The sequence below is a fragment of the Streptomyces sp. NBC_01381 genome (assembly GCF_026340305.1).
Taxonomy (GTDB): domain Bacteria; phylum Actinomycetota; class Actinomycetes; order Streptomycetales; family Streptomycetaceae; genus Streptomyces.
Genome location: NZ_JAPEPI010000002.1, coordinates 2,583,635 through 2,602,171, shown reverse-complemented (window position 1 = coordinate 2,602,171; position 18,537 = coordinate 2,583,635). Strand labels below are relative to the sequence as shown.

Below are 18,537 nucleotides of genomic sequence, written 5' to 3'. Positions count from 1 at the left end.
GATCGACCCCCGTCAGTGATGGGAGTCACCGCCGCCCTGTTGGATCTCCAGGTACTCCTCGGGGGTCGCCTTGGGCACCTGCGCCGAAGGCCCGTACATGGCCCGCCCCAGGCGGGCCCGCAGCCGCTCGCCCCGGGTGACCTTGCGGGCCACGCCGTTCGCGTCCACCAGCGGCCCGATCTCGTACGGCTTGGGCTGCTCGTGCGCCGTGAGCGTGTACAACTCACCTTGGCTGAGGGGCACATGGACCTCTACGTACTCACCGTGCGGCAGCCGTTTGATCGTGCCGCTCTCCCGCCCGTGCAGCGCCTTCTCGCGGTCGCGGAGCTGCAGGCCCATGCACCATCGGTGGGTCACGAGGAAGGCGATGACCGGGCCGGCGAAGACGCCGATCCGCACGAACCACGTGATCGCGTTGATGGAGAGATGGAAGTGCGTGGCCCACAGGTCGTTGCCGCCGCCGATCATCAGGATGCCGAACAGCGTCAGCCAGGCCACACCGAGACCGGTGCGCACGGGTGCGTTGCGCGGCCGGTCCGCGATGTGGTGCTCGCGTTTGTCGCCGGTGATCCAGGCCTCGATGAACGGATAGACCGCGATCGCCACCATGATCAGCGGGAAGAGCGAGAACGGGATGAAGACGCCGAGTTGGAGCGTGTGCCCCCAGGCGTTGATCTCCCAGCTGGGCATCACCCGGATCAGCCCCTCGGAGAAGCCCAGATACCAGTCGGGCTGGGCTCCCGTGGAGACCAGATCGGGACGGTAGGGCCCCATCGCCCACACGGGGTTGATGGTGGCGACCGCGCCCATGACCGCGAGGACGCCGAAGACGAGGAAGAAGAAGCCGCCGGCCTTGGCGATGTAGATGGGCAGGAACGGTGCCCCGATGACGTTCTTCTCGGTCCTGCCGGGCCCGGCGAACTGCGTGTGCTTGTGGTAGAAGACCAGGATCAGATGGGCGACGACGAGCCCCAGCATGATCCCCGGCAGCAGCAGCACATGCACGCTGAAGAGCCGCGGAATGATGTCGTCGCCGGGGAACTCTCCGCCGAAGAGGAAGAAGGAGAGATACGTCCCGATGACCGGGACGGACAGGATGGCGCCCTGCGCGAAGCGGATGCCGGTGCCGGAGAGCAGGTCGTCCGGGAGCGAGTAGCCGGTGAGTCCTGTGATGATCCCGAGGAACAACAGCGTCCAGCCGAACAGCCAGTTGAGCTCGCGCGGCTTGCGGAACGCCCCGGTGAAGAACACCCGCATCATGTGCACGAGCATCGCGGCGACGAAGACGACCGCGGCCCAGTGGTGGATCTGCCGGATGAGCAGACCGCCGCGCACCTCCATGCTGATGTCGACCGTGGACTCGTACGCCCGGGTCATCTGGATGCCCTTGAGCGGTGTGTAGACACCGTCGTAGACGACCTCGGCGCCGCTCGGCTCGAAGAAGAGGGTCAGATAGATCCCGGTGAGGATCAGGATCAGAAAGCTGTAGAGACAGATCTCGCCGAACATGAAGGACCAGTGGTCCGGGAACACCTTGCGCATCTGCGTCTTGGCCAGGGAGTTGATGCCGAGACGGCCGTCCGCCCAGTCGGCGACCCGCTCACCCTTCCCCGCAGGTGCCGGTCGTCCGCTGCTCCGGGTGTGCTCGACACGTCCGCTCATGCGACCCCCCTCAAGGCGGCTCCCAGGGTAGATCGTGAAGGTCGCCACGCCAACAGGCCCTGCATGAACGCCAGTTGATGATCAACGGGCGTGCAGGTCAGGTGGTGTGCCGGGGCGGCATCCTGGGCCGAAAAAGGCGATTGCCCGCGCGTCGTCCCGTATGAGACATTCACCCGGCCCCACTCCCCCTCTCCTCAAGGAGCCGGTGATGACGCTCGGCACAGTGCCCGGCCTGGTGCTCGGCGACTCCTCCCGCACTTCGACGCGGGAGCCGCGGCTCCGCTGAGCCTGCCGCCCGGCCCTTCCCCGGGCCCTCTCCACCACTCCCGCTCCTCGTCGAAGTGCTGTTCGTGCCCCGCACGTTCACCCTCTGAGGAGTATGTATCTGTGTCCGAGATCCACTGGATCCGCTGGATCGACGGCGATGGCAATGGCGACGGCGACGGCGAGCACACCGTCCGCTGGCGCTCCGAGACCGGGATGCCGCGGCCCGTCCGTGTCGTCCCGGCCGACGACCGGCTCAGCGCCGCCACCGCTCACCGTCTGGCCTGCGAAGGCACCGCGCTGCTGTGGCAGGGCGACTTCCAGCAGGCGCGCCAGTTGCTGCGCGCCATGGGCCGCCGCATCGACCGCAAAGCCCCTGCCCCTGCCCCTGCCCCGGCCGCCTCGCCGACGGCGGCCTTCCACCTCCACCGCCGGGCCGCGGGACACCGTGCCCGCGTCCTCGCCAAGCTCCTGGTGCCGCTGGGCGAGGACCACACGCTCGGCCTGCGCAGAGCGCCCGACGTCCGCGCCGCCTGCGATGAGGCGTACGGCCCGCCCCGGGGCGGCGGCCCGTGGGCGGTCCCGCTGCGGGAACTGCTCGGCGTCATCGGCGCACATCAATGGCGTACGAAGGGTGTGGACATCCCCGCGATCGGCGCCAGGATCCACCCGCACTACGGCGTGTTCTCACCGGTCAGGGGCGAGTACGTCGACCTGGTCGCGCGGGCGCCGCTGCCGGCCGCGGCCCACGGGGCGACGGCCTTCGACCTCGGCACCGGCACCGGTGTCCTGGCGGCGGTCCTGGCCCACAGGGGCGTGCGGCACGTGGTGGCCACGGACAGCAATCCGCGGGCCGTGGTATGCGCCGCCGACAACATGAACCGCCTGGGCCTGTCCTCCCGAGTGGAGATCGCCACCGGCGGCGGGCTCTACCCGCCGGGCCGCGCCGCCCTGATCGTGTGCAACCCGCCCTGGCTCCCCGCCAAGCCCAACTCGGCACTGGAGCAAGGCATCTACGACCCCGCAGGCACCATGCTGCACGGCTTCCTCTCAGGCCTGGCCGATCATCTGCTGCCCGGCGGCGAAGGCTGGCTGATCATGTCGGACCTCGCCGAACACCTCGGCCTGCGCTCCCCAGGCGATCACCGCGGCGGGCCTGCACATCCAGGACCGCCTGACCACAAGACCCCGCCACCGCAGGTCGACCGACCCGGCGGACCCTTTGCACAAGGCCCGCGCGGCGGAGGTCACGTCGCTGTGGCGGCTGCGGGCCGTCCGGTAGGTGCGCCCGGCTCACCGGTAGGTGCGCCCGGCTCCCGCTCCACCTCCCGCACCAGCTCGATCGCCCGCCCCAACGTCGCAAGCCGCGCCTCCAGGCTCTCGCCCGCCGGGTAGAAGCGGACCGTGTCCACGCCCGCGTCGCGCCAGACGCGCAGGCGGGCGCGGACCATGGGCTCGGTGCCGATGAGGGTGGTGGCGAGGACCATCTCGTCGGTGATCAGGGCGGCCGCGCCGTCGCGGTCGCCGGACTGCCAGCGGGTGCGGACCTCGGCGGCTGTCTCGGCCCAACCCTGCCTGCTGTAGGCGTTGTTGTAGTAGTTGGTGGTGGCGGAGCCCATGCCGCCGAGGCTGAAGGCGAGTTCCTTCTTGCGGCCCGCGACCATCGTGCGCAGCGCGTCCTCGTCGTCGGCGAAGGCGACTTCGGCGCCCTGGCAGACGTTCAGGTCGGCGCGGGTGCGCCCGGCGACTGCCAGGCCCGCGTCCAGGTGGTCGAAGTACGCCTCCTTCGCGCCCTCCGGCACAAAGCTGGTGCCGAGCCAGCCGTCCGCGATCTCGCCGGTCAGGCGGAGCATCTTGGGCGAGAGGGTGGCCAGGTAGATGGGCAGGTCGTGTTCGGCGCGCATCGCCAGGCGCATGGGCCTGGCGTCGCCGCCGGGCAGCGGGAGGGTGAACTCCCGTCCCGTGTACGAGATTTTCTCGCCCGTGGCCGCCTGCCGGACGATCTCCACCGTCTCCCGCATCCGAGTCAGCGGGCGGGCGAACGGCACTCCGTGCAGGCCCTCGATCACCTGGGGTCCGGAGGGGCCGAGCCCGAGGATGAAGCGGCCCTCCGAGATGTTCGAGAGGGTGATCGCCGCGCGGGCGATGGCCGCCGGGGTCCGGGTCGCGAGCTGGATGATCCCGGAGCCGAGCGTCATCCGTTCCGTGCGGGCAGCCAAGTAGCCGAGCGGGGACGGCGCTTCGGCGCCCCAGGCCTCCGCGACCCAGCAGATGTCCATCCCGAGCTTCTCGGCCTCGGTGACGAAGTCGGCCGTCTCCCGCCAGTTCGCCCCGGACGCCTCGATCGTCGTCGACGTACGCATTAGGCGCCCTGCCCTTCCGAGGGAGCCGGGGCGCCCTCGGCCAGCTCCTTGATCGCGTCCAGGGTGGCCGCCATGTTCCGCTCGAACTCCCTCATCCGCACGAAGACGATCTTCTGTTCCTTCTCCGGCATCCGGTCGATCGCGAAGGAGAGCCCCGAACGTCCGGGGCCCAGCTGCATCCACTGGGTGAGATCGGTGCCGCCGTCGTCCCGCGCCCGCAGACTGAACCGCCATACGGCGCTGGGGTGTTCGGGGTCCTCGACCGCCCAGGCGAAGACCCGCGGCGCCTCGCACTCCACGACGTACGACGTCGTCTCCCACGCACCGAACGACGCGTGCTCGCTGCGGCCGAGGAACCGGGCGCCGGTCGCGGGCGATGTCGCCCCGTCCAGCCACTCGACCGACCGCAGCTCCGCGCTCAGCGTGGGCATCAGGCCGATGTCGGCCACCAGTTCCCACACGCGTTCCGGTGACGCCGCGATCTCCCTGCGCGCCTCGGCCGTCGGCGTGTCCGCGTAACGCGCGCCTGTCCACTCCATCGTGGGTCGCCTCTCTGTCGTCGCTGAAGTCGTCTCTGAAGTCGTCTCTGACCACGAGAGTTGCGTAGATAGACTCACTCGTCAAGGGGATGCGGGGACGGGCGTGGGGAGGGAGGTCAGCGGCTGAAGCGCGCCTGAACGTCCGGCCGTTCGGCCAGTCGTACCGGGTAGCCGGGGCCCATGCGCGCCGTGGTGTCCGCGGCCGTCATCGGCTCCTTGCAGTGCGCGCAGACCACCTCGGCGGCGGCCTCGTGCCCGCAGCGGTCGTGGCGGAAGACGACCGGCGGCCCCTCGTCGCCGCTCAGCCAGCGGTTGCCCCAGCTGTTCATCGCCGCCAGGACCCCGAAGAAGTCGCGGCCCTTCTCGGTGAGGAGGTAGTCGTAGCGCACCGGCTCGCTCTGGTAGGCGCGCTTTTCCATCAGGCCCTCGTCGACCAGGCGGCGCAGCCGGTCGGTGAGCGTGTTGCGCGCGATGCCGAGCTCCTGCTGGAAGGCGTCGAAGCGTTTGATGCCGTAGAACGCCTCGCGCAGCACCAGCGGGGTCCACCAGTCGCCCAGCAGGTCCATGGTGCGGGCGATGGAGCAGGGCCAGTCGGCAAAGGAGGTCCGCCTCATGCCGCAAGGATACGAGGGGGATGCAAGAAGGACGCCGGGGCCCTGGTGGGTCTCAGGACAAGACCCAGCAGCCCGCGGCCGGTGCCGCGGCGCCACGTGACGTACGACGCAAACTCGGCCTCCCCGTTGTGGAGGGGGCCGGGAGGCTGATCAAGTGGCGGGAGTCATCGCGTCGTTCTGCGCCCCGTGCCCGTGCGCAGTGCTCGTGCCCAACGCCCAGTGCCCAGTGCCCAGTGCCCAGTGCCCAGTGCCCACCGGAGGCTCCGTTGCTCTTCACATCCGTGGACGATGTCGCCGAGCGGCTCGCCGAGACGGGGTATCTGGCGTCGACCGCCGTCGCCACGACCGTCTTCCTCGCCGACCGCCTGGGCAAGCCCCTCCTCGTGGAAGGTCCGGCGGGCGTCGGCAAGACCGAGCTGGCCAAGGCGGTCGCGGAGGTCGCGGACGCGACGCTCGTGCGGCTCCAGTGCTACGAGGGCGTGGACGAGTCCCGCGCCCTGTACGAGTGGAACCACGCCAAGCAGCTCCTGCGCATCACCGCGGGCCGCGACGAGTCGTGGGACGAGACGCGTACGGACATCTTCAGCGAGGAGTTCCTGCTGCCGCGCCCGCTGCTCACCGCCATCCGCGGCAGCGACCCCAAGGTCCTCCTGATCGACGAGACCGACAAGGCGGACGTCGAGGTGGAGGGGCTGCTCCTCGAAGTGCTCAGCGACTTCCAGGTCACCGTCCCCGAACTCGGCACGATCACCGCGACGCGGCGCCCGTTCACCGTCCTCACCTCGAACGCGAGCCGCGAGCTGTCCGAGGCGCTGCGCCGCCGCTGCCTCTTCCTGCACATCGGCTTCCCCGAGGAGGAGTTGGAGCGCCGCATCGTACGGCTGAAGGTGCCGGGGCTCGACGAGACGCTCGCCCGGTCCGTGGTGCGGGTGGTCGGCGCGCTGCGCGCGATGGACCTGCGCAAGGTGCCGTCGGTCGCGGAGACCATCGACTGGGCCCGCACGCTGCTCGCCCTGGGCGCCGACTCCCTGGACGAGGACGTCGTACGCGACAGTCTCGGCGTCGTGCTCAAGCACCAGGACGACGTGCTGAAGGCGGCGGCCAAGCTGGACCTGGACGCCGTGTGAACGCGCCCTCCCCGACCGGCGTCCCCGAGCGTCTGACGGCCCTCGTCCAGGCGCTGCGTTCGCACGGCATCCGGATCGGTACGGGCGAGACGGTGGACGCCGGGCAGGCGATCGAGGCCCTCGGTCTGAGCGACCGGGAGCGGGTGCGCGAGGGTCTGGCGGCGGCGCTGCTGCACAGCGAGGGGCAGCGCCCGGTCTTCGATCCGGTCTTCGACCTGTACTTTCCGCGCAGGGTCGGCGCTCCCGATGCGCTGGACGGCGCCGGGCGGGAGTTCGACAGGGACGAGCTGCGCGACCGCCTCACCGCCGCACTCGCCGCCAACGACCGGGCGCTCCTTGCCCAGTTGGCGGCGGAGGCAGTGGACGGCATGGGCGGGTACGGCACGCGTCCGGGGGCGGATGGGTCCGGTGGATCCGGTGGCTCGGACGGGTCCGGTGACTCCGGCGGCTCCGGCGGCTCCGGCGGTTCGGACGGCTGGTCATCGCACCAGACGCTGCAGCGTCTGCGCCCGGAGACGCTCCTGGCGCGCGTTCTGGCCGCCATCCGCGCGGGCTCCGCCGACTCCGGGTTCACCGACCGCATCGAAGCGGACGAGATCCGCCGCCGCATCGAGGACTTCCGCACCCTCGTGGGCGGCGAGGCCCGCCGCAGGGTGGCCGAGCGGCGTGGCGCGGACCAGATCGCGCGGCGGGCGATCGCCCCGACCGCCGACCGCGTCGACTTCCTGATCGCGGGCCGCGCCCAGCTCGACGAACTCCGCAGGGCGGTGCAGCCGCTGGCCCGCAAGCTCGCCACCCGGCTCGCCGCACGCCGCCGCCGTGCGGCCCGCGGCCGGATCGACCTGCGCCGCACGCTGCGCGGCTCGCTGTCCACGGGCGGCGTCCCGATGCGCCCCGTGTTGCGCCGCCGTCGCCCGGTCCGTCCCGAACTGGTGCTCCTGTGCGACGTGTCGGGCTCCGTGGCGGGCTTCGCCAACTTCACGATGCTCCTGGTGCAGGCGCTGCACGACCAGTTCAGCAAGGTGCGGGTGTTCGCCTTCGTCAACCGCGTCGACGAGGTGACCGACCTCATCGCGCGCGGCTCGGCCGACCCCGAGGGCCTCAGCGGCCGCATCATGTCCGCGGCCGCCGTGACGCGCTATCACGGGGGCAGCGACTACGGCACCTCACTCGGCGAGTTCGCCGAGTGCCATACGCGGGTGATCACCCCGCGCAGCACGGTCTTCATCCTCGGCGACGCCCGCACGAACATGAGCGACCCGAATGTCCACGCCCTGCGCGACATCGCATCGCGCGCCCGGCGGGTCTACTGGCTCAACCCCGAACGCCGCGCCCTGTGGCAGACCGGCGACTCGGTGGCCGGCACCTACGCCGAGCTCGTCGAGATGTACGAGTGCCGCAACGCGCGGCAGCTCAGCGCGCTGATCGGGCGTCTCCTTCCGGTGTGAGCGGCCGGTGGCCGCCAAGGTCCGGCTCCGCCCAGGCGTGGGCGACGGCTCTCGGACCGAGCGACCTTAAGCTGTCCAGGGCGGGGGCGAAGGACTGGGCAAGGAGGATGCGTGGCAGGCAGTGCGGGCCAGGTCAAGGAGCTGATCCAGGAGCGGATCGGCGAGGTGCGCGAAGAGCTCGTCGGGCTCAGCCGGCGGATCCACGGCCATCCGGAGATCGCCTTCGAGGAACGGCGGGCCGCCGGGTGGTGTGCCGATGTGCTGCGCGACCACGGCTTCGCGGTGACCGCTCCCGCGTACGGGCTCGAGACCGCCTTCGAGGCGACCGTGGGGTCGGGTCCGGTGACCGTCGCGCTGGCCTGTGAGTACGACGCGCTGCCGGGGATGGGGCATGCCTGCGGGCACAATCTCATCGCGGCGGCGGGCGTCGGAGCCGCGCTCGGGCTCGCTCCGTTCGCGGATCAACTGGGGCTCACCGTCCGCGTGTTGGGGACCCCTGCCGAGGAGAGCGGGGCCGGCAAGGCGCTGCTGATCGACGCCGGTGCCTTCGACGGGGTCGACGCGGCGATGATGATCCACCCCTGCCCGTTCGAGGTGGCCGACTTCCGTTCGTACGCGATGGGGGCGCTCTCGGCGACGTACACGGGGAAGTCCGCGCACGCCACGCTCAACCCGCAGGACGGGCGGAACGCGGCGGACGCGCTGACCGTGGCGCAGGTGGCGCTCGGGCTGCTCAGGCAGCAGCTGCCGGGCGAGTGGAAGGTGCACGGGATCACCACCGAGGCGGGGACCGCGCTCAACGCCATTCCCGAGCGGGCGAGCGCCGCGTACGCGCTGCGGACGCCGTCCGTCGAGGAGTTGCGGGAGCTGCGCGAGCGAGTGGCCGACTGCTTCCGTGCGGGGGCGCTCGCCGCCGGGTGCGCGCTGGATCTGGAGCAGCCCGCGCCCGACTATCTCGACTTCCGGTCCGATGCGGCGCTCACCGAGTTGTGGGCGGCCAACGCCCGGGAGCTCGGGCGGCCCGAGCCGCAGCAGCGCGGCCCGTTCGCCTCCACCGACATGGGCAACGTGTCGCACGTCGTGCCGTCGATCCACCCGGTGCTCGACATCAGCGGGGGCGGCTGCGCCCCGCACCAGCCGGAGTTCGCCGCGGCGGCCGCGACGCCGGCCGCCGAGCAGGCCATGATCGACGGGGCGGTGGGGCTGGCGTGGACGGCGTCGGACTTCGCGGCCGCGCGGACGTCATGACGGTCGCACGGCTAGCGTGACGGTCGCGCGGGTCGTCACGGTCACGCCGGTCGTGACAGTCGCGGGTGTCGTGAACAGCCGCGGGTGTCGTGACAGTCGCGGGTGTCGTGACAGTCGCGGGCGTCGCGATCTGAACCGTCAGCCGGTCGTCGTGACCATCGCGCCGATCGAAGCTGTCGCGGCCGGCGCGATCCGATCGATCAGCCGGTCGTCGTGACCTTCGTGTCCGCCTTCGTGGCCGCCGCCCCCATGTCCGCCTTCGTGTCCGCCCCTGCGTCCGCCTTCGCAGGCATCGTCGGCACCACCACCGGTGAGCCGTCTCCCGGCGCCTGAAGGATGTCCGCCTCGATGCCGTACAGCTCCTTGACCAGGGCGGCGGTCACCACCTCGCGGGCGGGGCCGTTCGCCACGACCTTGCCCGCGTTCATCGCGATCACGGTGTCGGCGTACCGCGCGGCGCTCGCCAGGTCGTGCAGGACCATGACGACGGTGCGGCCCGCGGCGGCCACCTCCCGTACCAGGGAGAGAACTTCGACCGCGTGGCCGAGGTCGAGCGCGCTGGTCGGCTCGTCGAGCAGCACGATCGGTGTCTCCTGCGCGAGGACCATCGCGAGCCAGCAGCGCTGGCGCTGGCCGCCGGAGAGGTGGTCGAGGCGGCGCGCGGCGAGGTCGGTGGTGCCGGTGGCGTCGAGCGCGTCCCGTACGGCCGTCTCGTCCTCGCGCGACCACTGGCGGAAGAGGCCCTGGTGGGGGTGGCGGCCGTACCGGACGAGCCCGGCGACGGTGACCGCCTCCGGTGCCTGCGGGGACTGGGCGAGCAGCGCGATGCGGTGGGCCGCGCGGCGCTGGGTGAGCTGCCACACGTCCTCGTCCCCGGCGCGCACCGTGCCCGAACTCGGCTTGTGGAGCCGGGAGATGGAGCGCAGCAGGGTCGACTTGCCGCAGCCGTTGGGGCCGACGATCGCGGCGACCTGTCCGCTGGGGATGGTCAGGTCGACGCCGTCCACGGCGGTGTGCCCTGGATAGCCGGAGGTGAGCGCCTCGACGGTCAGTTGCACGGGGGTCAGGCCTTTCCGCTCTGCTGCTGGGAGTTCTTGCCGAAGAGGACCCACAGGAGGAAGGGTCCGCCGAGCACGCTGGTGACGACGCCGACCGGGATCTCCACGGGCGCGATGACCCGGCCGAGCGCGTCGGCGCCGCCCACGAGGGCCGCGCCGACCAGGGCCGAGCCGATGACGGGTACGCGGGTGGGGCCGCTGAGCCGGGTTGCGACGACTGGTGCGGCGAGTGCGACGAAGGCGATCGGGCCACCGATGCCGACGGCCGCGCCGGACAGGGCGACGGCGAGCGCGAGGGTCGCGGCGCGCACCCGGCGGACGTTGACGCCGAGGGTGGCCGCCATGTCGTCGTCGAAGCGGAGGAGTTGGAGGCGGCTTCCGGCGACCAGGGCCAGTGGGACCAGGACGAGGAGAACGAACGCCAGGGGCGTACCGACGCTCCAGTCGCGGCCGTTGAGCGAGCCGACCGTCCAGAGGAAGACGCCGCCCGCGGTGTTGTCGTTCTCACGGGACATCACGAGGTCGGTGACGGCGCCGATGACGGTGGAGACGCCGATGCCCACGACGAGGATCCGGTAGCCGCCGCTGCCCGCGCCGCCCGCGCAGGCGACGACGACCATGGCCGCGGCGGCGGCGCCGAGCGGGCCGAGCCACCAGTCGCCGATCATCCCGGTGGACGAGCCGACGACGGAGGCGACGACGGCCGCGGTGGCGCCCTCGTTGACGCCGATGATGTCCGGTGTGGCGAGCCGGTTGCCGGCCAGGGTCTGGGTGAGGCATCCGGCGATGCCGAGCGCCGCGCCGACCATGAGGCCCACGGCGATGCGCGGAAGCCGGAAGTCCTGGACGAGCATGACGGTGGCGGAGTCGCCGGTTCCGAGTAGCCCGGAGAGGCTGTCGGAGAAGCTCATCCCGGTCGAACTGGCGAAGGCGGCGAGGGAGACGACCACCGCGATGAGCAGCGTGAGGCCGACGGCGGCCAGGGCGCTGCGGTAGGGGAAGAGCCAGGAGAAGGTCCCGACGCGGACCGCCGTGGAGTCGGGCGGGGTCACGTCGGCGGGGTGCTGCGCACGGCCGTGAACGGAATCCGGCGGGCCGCCGGCGTCGGCACCGGGTACGGCATCAGGTGCGGAGCCCTGCGAACCGCCCGACGTCGAGTCCGACGCCGAGCCGACCGCACCGTACGACGCACGCCCTCGCGTGGCGTCCACAGCACACTCCTCCGGGAAACCCGACGCAGAACCCGACACCCCACCCGACGCCGAGCCCGACGCCCGATTCGACGCACGCCCTCGCGTGGCTTCCACAGCACACTCCTCCGGGAAACCCGGCGCGGAACCCGACACCCCACCCGACGCCGAGCCCGACGCCCGATTCGACCCGCGCCCTCGCGTGGCTTCCACAGCACACTCCTCCGGGAAACCCGGCGCGGAACCCGACACCCCACCCGACGCCGAGCCCGACGCCCGGCTCGACCCGCGCCCTCGCGTAGCGTCCGCAGCACGGTCCGGCGCGGAGGCCCCCGGCGCGGAATCCGACGCCCCGCCACCCCCCGCGCCCGCCGCACCCTCAGGCATCCGCTCGGCACTCACGCGCCCACCCCCGCCGTCGACATCCGCTGCGACCGCGCGATCCAGATCAGCAACGGGCCGCCGATGAAGGCGAGTAGGACGCTCACCGGGGTCTCCCAGGGGCGGATGACGACGCGGGCCAGGAGGTCGGCGACGATCATGACGTTGGCCGCGACGAGCGCGGACAGCACCAACTGGCCCGCGATCCGCGGTCCGGTGACGGCCCGTGCGGCGTACGGGGCGAGCAGGCCGAGGAAGGCGATCGGTCCCGCGAGGGCGACCGCCGATCCGGCGAGCAGCGTGACCGCCGCCGCGACGATCAGGCGGATGCGGCCGGGGTGGTGGCCGAGCGACCGCGCGCTGTCGTCACCGAGCGCGAGGGCGGACAGCGGCCGTACGCAGCAGAAGGCGATGACGAGACCGGCCGCGATAATGGGGATCAGCGGGTAGGTCTCGGACGTCTTGATGCCGGCGAGCGAACCGATGGTCCAGTAGCGGTAGGTGTCGAAGGTCGACTGCGTGCCGAGCAGGACGTACGACGTCATGCCGTGGAACGTCGCGCCGAGCGCCGACCCGGCCAGGACGAGGCGAAGGGGCGAGCCCGCGGCCCGTCCCGACGCGGCGAGCAGCAGGACCACCGCGCTCGCAGCCATGCCGCCGACCAGGGCCCACACCAACACCCCGTACGCGGACGTCACTTCGAAGTATGTGAGACCGATCACCACGCCGAGCGCCGCCCCCGAGTTGACCCCGAGGAGTCCCGTCTCGGCGAGCGGATTGCGGGTGACGGCCTGCAGGAGGCAGCCCGCCGCGCCGAGCGCGATGCCGACCAGGAGGCCGGCGAGCGTACGCGGAAGGCGTACGTCCATGACCGCGAGCCGGATCTGGGCGTCGGCCCGCGCGGAGGGATCCCCCATGAGGAAGTCCCAGGCACGGCCCATCGGCGTCGACCCGGACCCGACCAGGAGAGAAAGCAGGCCGAGCAGCAGGAGCAGAACGAGCAGCGCGGCGGCCGCCCACAGCGTGGGGCGATGCATCTTGGCCAAGTCCGGTATGGGAGGTCTGGATCCGGACGTTGGGACCTGCCCCCCTTGCGCAACCAACATGAACTTAGCCTAACCTAACCTTGACCTAGCGCCCCGAGTCGGGGTGCGGGCGAACTCCCTGTTCCGTCAGGGCCAGTTCGCCATGCCCTGACACGGCAGAGATATCCCTTACGTCCGGATTGACCCCCCGGGCGACTGAAGCATGGAGATCACGGACATGTCCTCGAACCACATCCCGCGCACCCGGCTGACCGCGGTAGCAGCCCTGGCCATCGCCTCCGCGCTCACGCTCTCCGCCTGCGGTTCGGACTCGTCCGACGACTCCGGCTCCGGCTCCGGCGACAAGGCGAAGAACGCCGCGAAGGACGTCACGGTGACCGACGCCACCGGTGCGGAGGTGAAGGTTCCGGCCAATCCGGAGAAGGTCATCGCGCTCAGCGAGATGGACCTGGACTCCTCCCTCGCCCTGAAGGTCAAGCCGGTCGGCCTGTCCGCGGGCCGCGGCCAGAAGGGCGCCCCCGAGTACCTGGCCGACCAGGCCAAGGGCATCCCGGTCGTGGGCGCCGTCACCGGACCCGACATCGAGAAGGTCCTGCAGGCCAAGCCGGACGTCATCCTCGCGGGACAGCTCGCCGACCAGCAGGTGCTCAAGCAGCTCAAGGCGATCGCGCCGACGGTCGTGACCATCGACAAGACCAAGGACTGGAAGAAGTCCCTGGAGCTCACCGGCAAGGTGCTCGGCAAGTCCAACGAGGCCACCGCGTTCCTCAAGGACTACGACACCAAGGCCGCCGCCCTGAAGAAGAAGCTCGGCGACAAGGCGGGCTCCAGCGTCTCCGTCGCCCGCTACTCCGCCAAGGGCACCGCCGTCATGCAGCAGGGCGTGTTCATCTCCGACGTCCTGAAGGACCTGGACTTCAAGCGTCCCGGCATCCAGAACGACAAGGGCCAGGGCCACTCGACGCCGCTCAGCGACGAGGACCTGAAGCAGATCGACGCCGACTGGCTGTTCATCGGCACGCTCGCCGCCAAGGGCCCGGACGCCGACCTCTTCAAGGAGCTGAAGGGCAAGGCCGCGTACAAGGAGCTCGACGCGGTCAAGAAGGGCCACGTCACCGAGATCGACGGCTCGAAGTGGACCAGCCTCGGTGGCGCGCAGGCCGCCGTCTCGGTCCTCGGTGACATAGAGAAGGCGATGGCCAAGTGACCTCCGGCATAGCGGAGTCGGAGCTTTCCGGCCGGGTCGCCCTTGTCACCGGCGCGAACCGGGGCATCGGCAAGGCCGTGGCCCGCGCGCTCGCCGAACGCGGCGCGCGGGTCGTGGCCGCCGACCGGTCGCCCGACGTCAAGCTGCAGGAATCGGGCTCGGGCATCACCGGCCTCGTCCTCGATGTCACCGACGCGGCCGCCGTGGACGCGGCCGTCGACGAAGTCGAGCACACGGCAGGGCCGTTGGACATCCTCGTCAATGTGGCGGGCGTCCTGCGGCCCGCCCCGGTCGTCGAACTCTCCGACGCCGACTGGGCCGAGACCTTCGCGGTCAACACGAACGGCGTCTTCCACACGGCGCGCGCCGCGGCCCGCCGGATGACCGCACGGGGCAAGGGCTCCATCGTGACGGTGGGCTCGAACGCGGCCGGGGTGCCCCGCACCCAGATGGCCGCGTACGCCGCGTCGAAGGCGGCGGCCACCATGTTCACCAAATGCCTCGGCCTCGAAGTCGCCCGCGACGGCGTGCGCTGCAACGTCGTGTCGCCCGGCTCCACCGACACCGACATGCAGCGGCAGCTGTGGACGGACGACCACGCCGAGGCCGCCGAGCGTGTCATCAACGGCGACTCCGCCTCCTACCGGGTCGGCATTCCGCTCGGCCGGATCGCGGACCCCGCCGACATCGCCGACGCCGTCGCCTTCCTGGTCTCCGACCGGGCCCGGCACATCACTTTGCACGACCTGTACGTGGACGGCGGCGCCACCCTGCGCGCCTGAACGCCGCGCCGCCCTCCCTTACTTGACGAGACTTTCACGAGACTGACGAGACTTGACGAGGAGTCACCCGTGACACCCGCCCATGACGCGGTAGCGCTCGCCGCCCCCCACACCCCCGGGGCCGTCGGCGCGGCCACCGCACTGCTCGACGCCTACCAGCCGGGCGACACCCGGTTCTTCGCGTCGCCCACCCGTACCCTCCTCGCCCACGGCTCGGCCGCCGAAGTCCCGCACGACGAGCGGCCGTTGACCGAGCGGGTCGCCGCAACGCTGCAGGCGCAGCGGCGCGCGGGCAATCAGGCCCCGGTCGTGGTGGGCTCCATCCCCTTCGACCCCGCCGCGCCCGCCGTGCTCAGCGTGCCCGAAGCGGTCCGCTGGGCGCCCGCCCTGCGCACCGATCCGCTCGTCGCCCTGCCCACCCCGCCGCCCGCCACGGCCGGCGGCTGGCAGGTGCGCGAGGTCCCTTCGGGCGAGGAGTACGCCGCCTCGGTGGAGGCCGCCGTACGGCGCATGAAGAGCGGCGAGTTCGACAAGGTCGTGCTCGCCCGCACCCTGCAGCTCGACACCGAGGGCCCGCTCGACCTGCCCGCGATGCTGCAGCGCCTGGCCCGCCGCGACCCGCACGGATACTCCTTCGCCGTGCCGAGCGGCCCCGGCCGCACCCTCCTCGGCGCGAGCCCCGAGCTCCTCGTCTCCCGGCACGGCGACCGGCTGACCGCCAACCCCCTCGCGGGTTCGACGCCGCGCTCGGCCGATCTCGCCGAGGACGTGCGCCGGGCGGCCGCCCTGCTCGAATCGGCGAAGGACCTGCACGAGCACGCGGTCGTCGTGGACGCCGTGCACAAGGCCCTCGCCCCGTTCTGCACCGACCTCGACGTCCCCGAGCGGCCCACGCTGGTCCGCACGGCGACGATGTGGCACCTGTCGACGACCGTCACCGGTGAGCTCGCCGACCCGGCCACCTCCGCCCTGGACCTCGCGTGCGCCCTGCACCCGACCCCGGCCGTCTGCGGCACCCCGACCGGCCACGCCCGTGGCGTGATCGGCGAGTTGGAGCCTTTCGACCGCGGTCACTACACCGGCATGGTCGGATGGAGCGACGCGCAGGGCGACGGCGAGTGGGTCGTCACGATCCGCTGCGCGGAGGCCGATGAGCGGGAGAACGGCAGCGGCCGGCTGCGGCTCTTCGCGGGCGCGGGCGTCGTCGCCGACTCCTCGCCCGAGGCCGAACGGGCCGAGACGGGCGCCAAGTTCCGTACGTTCCTGGACGCGGTGGGGGTCGACCGATGACGACACCGATGACGACGGCATACAGCGGCGTGGACGCGCCGCGCATCCCCGACGAGTTCGCCGAGCGGTACCGCGCCGCCGGCTACTGGCGCGGCGAGACGTTCGGCGGCATGCTCCGCGAGCGCGCCGAAGCGCACCCGGACCGGGTCGCGATCACCGACGGGGACCGCAACTGGACGTACGGCGAACTCGACGTGCGCGCCGACCGGTTGGCCGCCGGATTCGCCGCCCGCGGCATCACCAAGGGCGACCGGGTCGTCGTCCAGCTCCCGAACGTCGCCGAGTTCTTCGAGGTGGTCTTCGCGCTCTTCCGGATCGGCGCCCTGCCGGTCTTCGCGCTGCCCGCGCACCGCGAGACGGAGATCCACTACTTCTGCGAGTTCACCGAGGCCGTCGCCTACGTCATCCCCGACCGGGTCGGCGGCTTCGACCACCGCGACCTCGCGGCGAAGGTCCGCGCCGAAGTGCCCACGCTGCGCGACGTGTTCGTGGTGGGCGAGCCCGGCGAGCACACGGCGCTCGCCGACGTGCCGTGCGAGCCGGTCGAGATCGAAGGACCCGCGCCGTCCGACCTCGCGTTCCTCCAGCTGTCCGGCGGCAGCACCGGCGTACCCAAGCTGATCCCCCGCACCCACGACGACTACATGTACTCGCTGTGGGGCTCCAACGAGCTCTGCGGGGTGACCGAGGAGTCCGTCTACCTCGTGGCGCTGCCCGCGGCGCACAACTTCCCGCTCTCGTCGCCGGGTTCGCTGGGTCTGCTGTACGCGGGCGGCCGCGTCGTGATGTGCCCGCTGCCCGACCCGGACACCGCGTTCCCGATCATCGAGCGGGAGAAGGTGACCATCACCGGTCTCGTCCCGCCGCTCGCCCTGGTGTGGACCGACGCGGGACGCACCACTCCGTACGACATCTCCAGCCTCGACGTGCTGCTCGTGGGCGGCGCGAAGTTCAGCGAGGCGGCGGCCCGCCGGGTCGCCCCCGCGCTCGGCTGCACCCTGCAGCAGGTCTTCGGGATGGCCGAGGGCCTGGTCAACTACACGCGCCTGGACGACCCGGCCGAGACGATCGTCACCACGCAGGGGCGGCCGATCTCCCCCGCCGACGAGATCCGCATCGTGGACGACGCCGACCAGGACGTGCCCGACGGCGAGTCCGGCCATCTGCTGACCCGCGGCCCCTACACCATCCGTGGCTATTGGCGCGCCCCCGAGCACAACGCACGCTCGTTCACCGCCGACGGCTTCTACCGCACGGGCGACATCGTCAGCCGCACGCCCACCGGCCACCTGGTGGTCGAGGGCCGGGCGAAGGACCAGATCAACCGGGGCGGCGAGAAGATCGCCCCGGAGGAGGTCGAGAACATCATCCTCGGCCACCCGCACGTCCACGACGTGTCGGTCGTCGCCGTCCCCGACGAGTACCTGGGCGAGCGGACCCTCGCCTATGTCATCCCGCGCGAGGACGCCGAACCGCTCAAGCCGGTCACCATCAAGAAGTTCGTGCGCGAGCGGGGGCTCGCCGCGTACAAGGTGCCCGACCGGGTGGAGTTCGTGACCGCCTTCCCGCAGACCGGCATCGGCAAGGTCAGCAAGAAGGACCAGCGGACGAGCGCCGCGACCCCGGACAGCTGAGCAGCACCCGTTCCTCCCGCATTCCTGAGCTTCACCGAAAGGCCACCGACCATGGCGCTCCCTGCCGTCACGCCGTACCCGATGCCCGCACCCGAAGAACTGCCCGACAACCGCGTCGCGTGGAACGTCGACCCGCGGCGGGCGGTGCTGCTCGTCCACGACCTGCAGAACCACTTCCTGACCGCGTACACCCCCGACACCTCGCCGACCACCGAACTCCTCGCCAACGTGGGCGAGTTGGCGAAGGCGGCGCGCGCGGCCGGCATGCCGGTCCTGTACTCGGCCCAGCCGGGCGGCCAGTCCCCCGAAGAGCGCGGTCTCCAGCAGGACTTCTGGGGCCCTGGCCTGCCGGACGACGAGCACGCGAAGGCGATCGCGGGTCCGGTCGCGCCGGAGCCCGGCGACACGGTGATCACGAAGTGGAAGTACAGCGCGTACGTCCGTACCGACCTCGAGGAGCGGATGCGCGATGCGGGCCGGGACCAGATCGTGATCGTCGGCGTGTACGCGCACATCGGCGTCCTGATGACGGCGTGCGACGCGTGGATGCGTGACGTGCAGGCGTTCGTCGTGGCCGACGCCGTCGCCGACTTCTCCCGCGAGGACCACGACATGGCGCTGCGCTACGCGGCGGGCCGCTGCGCGGTCGTCACCACCACCGACGCGGTTCTGAAGGGGATCTGA

Annotated in this window: 15 protein-coding genes and 1 pseudogene; 9 read left to right on the top strand and 7 right to left on the bottom strand. The window is 71.6% G+C overall.

Annotation, left to right across the window (positions count from 1 at the left end; all coding sequences use genetic code 11):
• Positions 1-12 precede the first annotated feature (12 nt).
• Positions 13-1,662, bottom strand: coding sequence for a cytochrome bc complex cytochrome b subunit (locus tag OG453_RS33150; RefSeq protein WP_266872245.1), 1,650 nt, complete (start codon positions 1,660-1,662; stop codon positions 13-15).
• Between the two features lie 414 nt (positions 1,663-2,076).
• Between OG453_RS33150 and OG453_RS33145 the strand changes: the two are divergent.
• A pseudogene (locus OG453_RS33145) lies at positions 2,077-3,208 on the top strand (methyltransferase).
• Here OG453_RS33145 and OG453_RS33140 read toward each other — a convergent pair.
• From OG453_RS33140 to OG453_RS33130, 3 genes are all read right to left on the bottom strand, one after another.
• A complete protein-coding gene (locus OG453_RS33140) occupies positions 3,174-4,289 on the bottom strand; it encodes an LLM class flavin-dependent oxidoreductase (protein WP_266872244.1) in 1,116 nt (371 codons plus the stop codon). The pseudogene OG453_RS33145 and the gene OG453_RS33140 overlap by 35 nt on opposite strands.
• Positions 4,289-4,828: an SRPBCC family protein gene (locus OG453_RS33135; protein WP_266872243.1), complete on the bottom strand. Its 540-nt coding sequence runs from the start codon at positions 4,826-4,828 to the stop codon at positions 4,289-4,291. The genes OG453_RS33140 and OG453_RS33135 overlap by 1 nt, the downstream gene beginning before the upstream one ends.
• 116 nt (positions 4,829-4,944) lie before the next feature.
• Entirely contained in the window at positions 4,945-5,442 is a 498-nt protein-coding gene (locus OG453_RS33130; protein ID WP_266872242.1) for a helix-turn-helix domain-containing protein, read from the bottom strand.
• A 266-nt stretch (positions 5,443-5,708) separates the two neighbouring features.
• On the opposite strand from OG453_RS33130, the gene OG453_RS33125 reads away from it, so the two are divergent.
• The 3 genes from OG453_RS33125 (at position 5,709) to OG453_RS33115 (ending at position 9,265) form a co-directional block, all read left to right on the top strand.
• Positions 5,709-6,569, top strand: a complete 861-nt coding sequence (locus OG453_RS33125; RefSeq protein WP_266872241.1) for a MoxR family ATPase — start codon at positions 5,709-5,711, stop codon at positions 6,567-6,569.
• Positions 6,566-8,017: a VWA domain-containing protein gene (locus tag OG453_RS33120; RefSeq protein WP_266872240.1), complete on the top strand. Its 1,452-nt coding sequence runs from the start codon at positions 6,566-6,568 to the stop codon at positions 8,015-8,017. The genes OG453_RS33125 and OG453_RS33120 overlap by 4 nt, the downstream gene beginning before the upstream one ends.
• A 111-nt stretch (positions 8,018-8,128) precedes the next feature.
• Complete coding sequence (locus tag OG453_RS33115) at positions 8,129-9,265, top strand: amidohydrolase (protein WP_266872239.1); 1,137 nt, start codon at positions 8,129-8,131, stop codon at positions 9,263-9,265.
• A gap of 200 nt (positions 9,266-9,465) precedes the next feature.
• On the opposite strand, the gene OG453_RS33110 is transcribed toward OG453_RS33115, so the two are convergent.
• The 3 genes from OG453_RS33110 to OG453_RS33100 all read right to left on the bottom strand — a co-directional run bounded on the left by OG453_RS33110 (position 9,466) and on the right by OG453_RS33100 (position 12,931).
• Positions 9,466-10,323 carry an ABC transporter ATP-binding protein gene (locus tag OG453_RS33110; RefSeq protein ID WP_266872238.1) on the bottom strand — a complete coding sequence of 286 codons (858 nt, stop codon included), beginning with the start codon at positions 10,321-10,323 and terminating at the stop codon, positions 9,466-9,468.
• A gap of 5 nt (positions 10,324-10,328) precedes the next feature.
• Complete coding sequence (locus tag OG453_RS33105) at positions 10,329-11,375, bottom strand: iron chelate uptake ABC transporter family permease subunit (RefSeq protein ID WP_266873215.1); 1,047 nt, start codon at positions 11,373-11,375, stop codon at positions 10,329-10,331.
• A 536-nt stretch (positions 11,376-11,911) separates the two neighbouring features.
• Complete coding sequence (locus OG453_RS33100) at positions 11,912-12,931, bottom strand: iron ABC transporter permease (RefSeq protein WP_266873214.1); 1,020 nt, start codon at positions 12,929-12,931, stop codon at positions 11,912-11,914.
• 226 nt (positions 12,932-13,157) lie between these two features.
• On the opposite strand from OG453_RS33100, the gene OG453_RS33095 reads away from it, so the two are divergent.
• The 5 genes from OG453_RS33095 to OG453_RS33075 all read left to right on the top strand — a co-directional run bounded on the left by OG453_RS33095 (position 13,158) and on the right by OG453_RS33075 (position 18,537).
• Positions 13,158-14,147: an iron-siderophore ABC transporter substrate-binding protein gene (locus OG453_RS33095; RefSeq protein ID WP_266872237.1), complete on the top strand. Its 990-nt coding sequence runs from the start codon at positions 13,158-13,160 to the stop codon at positions 14,145-14,147.
• A complete protein-coding gene (locus OG453_RS33090) occupies positions 14,144-14,929 on the top strand; it encodes a 2,3-dihydro-2,3-dihydroxybenzoate dehydrogenase (protein WP_266872236.1) in 786 nt (261 codons plus the stop codon). The genes OG453_RS33095 and OG453_RS33090 overlap by 4 nt, the downstream gene beginning before the upstream one ends.
• Positions 14,930-14,998: 69 nt before the next feature.
• Entirely contained in the window at positions 14,999-16,219 is a 1,221-nt protein-coding gene (dhbC, locus tag OG453_RS33085) for an isochorismate synthase DhbC (protein ID WP_266872235.1), read from the top strand.
• Positions 16,216-17,853 (top strand): (2,3-dihydroxybenzoyl)adenylate synthase, encoded by a 1,638-nt coding sequence (locus OG453_RS33080; RefSeq protein ID WP_266872234.1) that lies wholly within the window; start codon positions 16,216-16,218, stop codon positions 17,851-17,853. The genes dhbC and OG453_RS33080 overlap by 4 nt, the downstream gene beginning before the upstream one ends.
• 51 nt (positions 17,854-17,904) lie before the next feature.
• A complete protein-coding gene (locus tag OG453_RS33075) occupies positions 17,905-18,537 on the top strand; it encodes an isochorismatase family protein (RefSeq protein WP_266872233.1) in 633 nt (210 codons plus the stop codon).

Bases quoted from the DNA above. Each gene is read 5' to 3' on its own strand.
- OG453_RS33150 (WP_266872245.1), bottom strand. From the start codon at position 1,662: ATGAGCGGACGTGTCGAGCACACCCGGAGCAGCGGACGACCGGCACCT.
- OG453_RS33140 (WP_266872244.1), bottom strand. From the start codon at position 4,289: ATGCGTACGTCGACGACGATCGAGGCGTCCGGGGCGAACTGGCGGGAG.
- OG453_RS33135 (WP_266872243.1), bottom strand. From the start codon at position 4,828: ATGGAGTGGACAGGCGCGCGTTACGCGGACACGCCGACGGCCGAGGCG.
- OG453_RS33130 (WP_266872242.1), bottom strand. From the start codon at position 5,442: ATGAGGCGGACCTCCTTTGCCGACTGGCCCTGCTCCATCGCCCGCACC.
- OG453_RS33100 (WP_266873214.1), bottom strand. From the start codon at position 12,931: ATGCATCGCCCCACGCTGTGGGCGGCCGCCGCGCTGCTCGTTCTGCTC.
- OG453_RS33095 (WP_266872237.1), top strand. From the start codon at position 13,158: ATGTCCTCGAACCACATCCCGCGCACCCGGCTGACCGCGGTAGCAGCC.
- OG453_RS33080 (WP_266872234.1), top strand. From the start codon at position 16,216: ATGACGACACCGATGACGACGGCATACAGCGGCGTGGACGCGCCGCGC.
- OG453_RS33075 (WP_266872233.1), top strand. From the start codon at position 17,905: ATGGCGCTCCCTGCCGTCACGCCGTACCCGATGCCCGCACCCGAAGAA.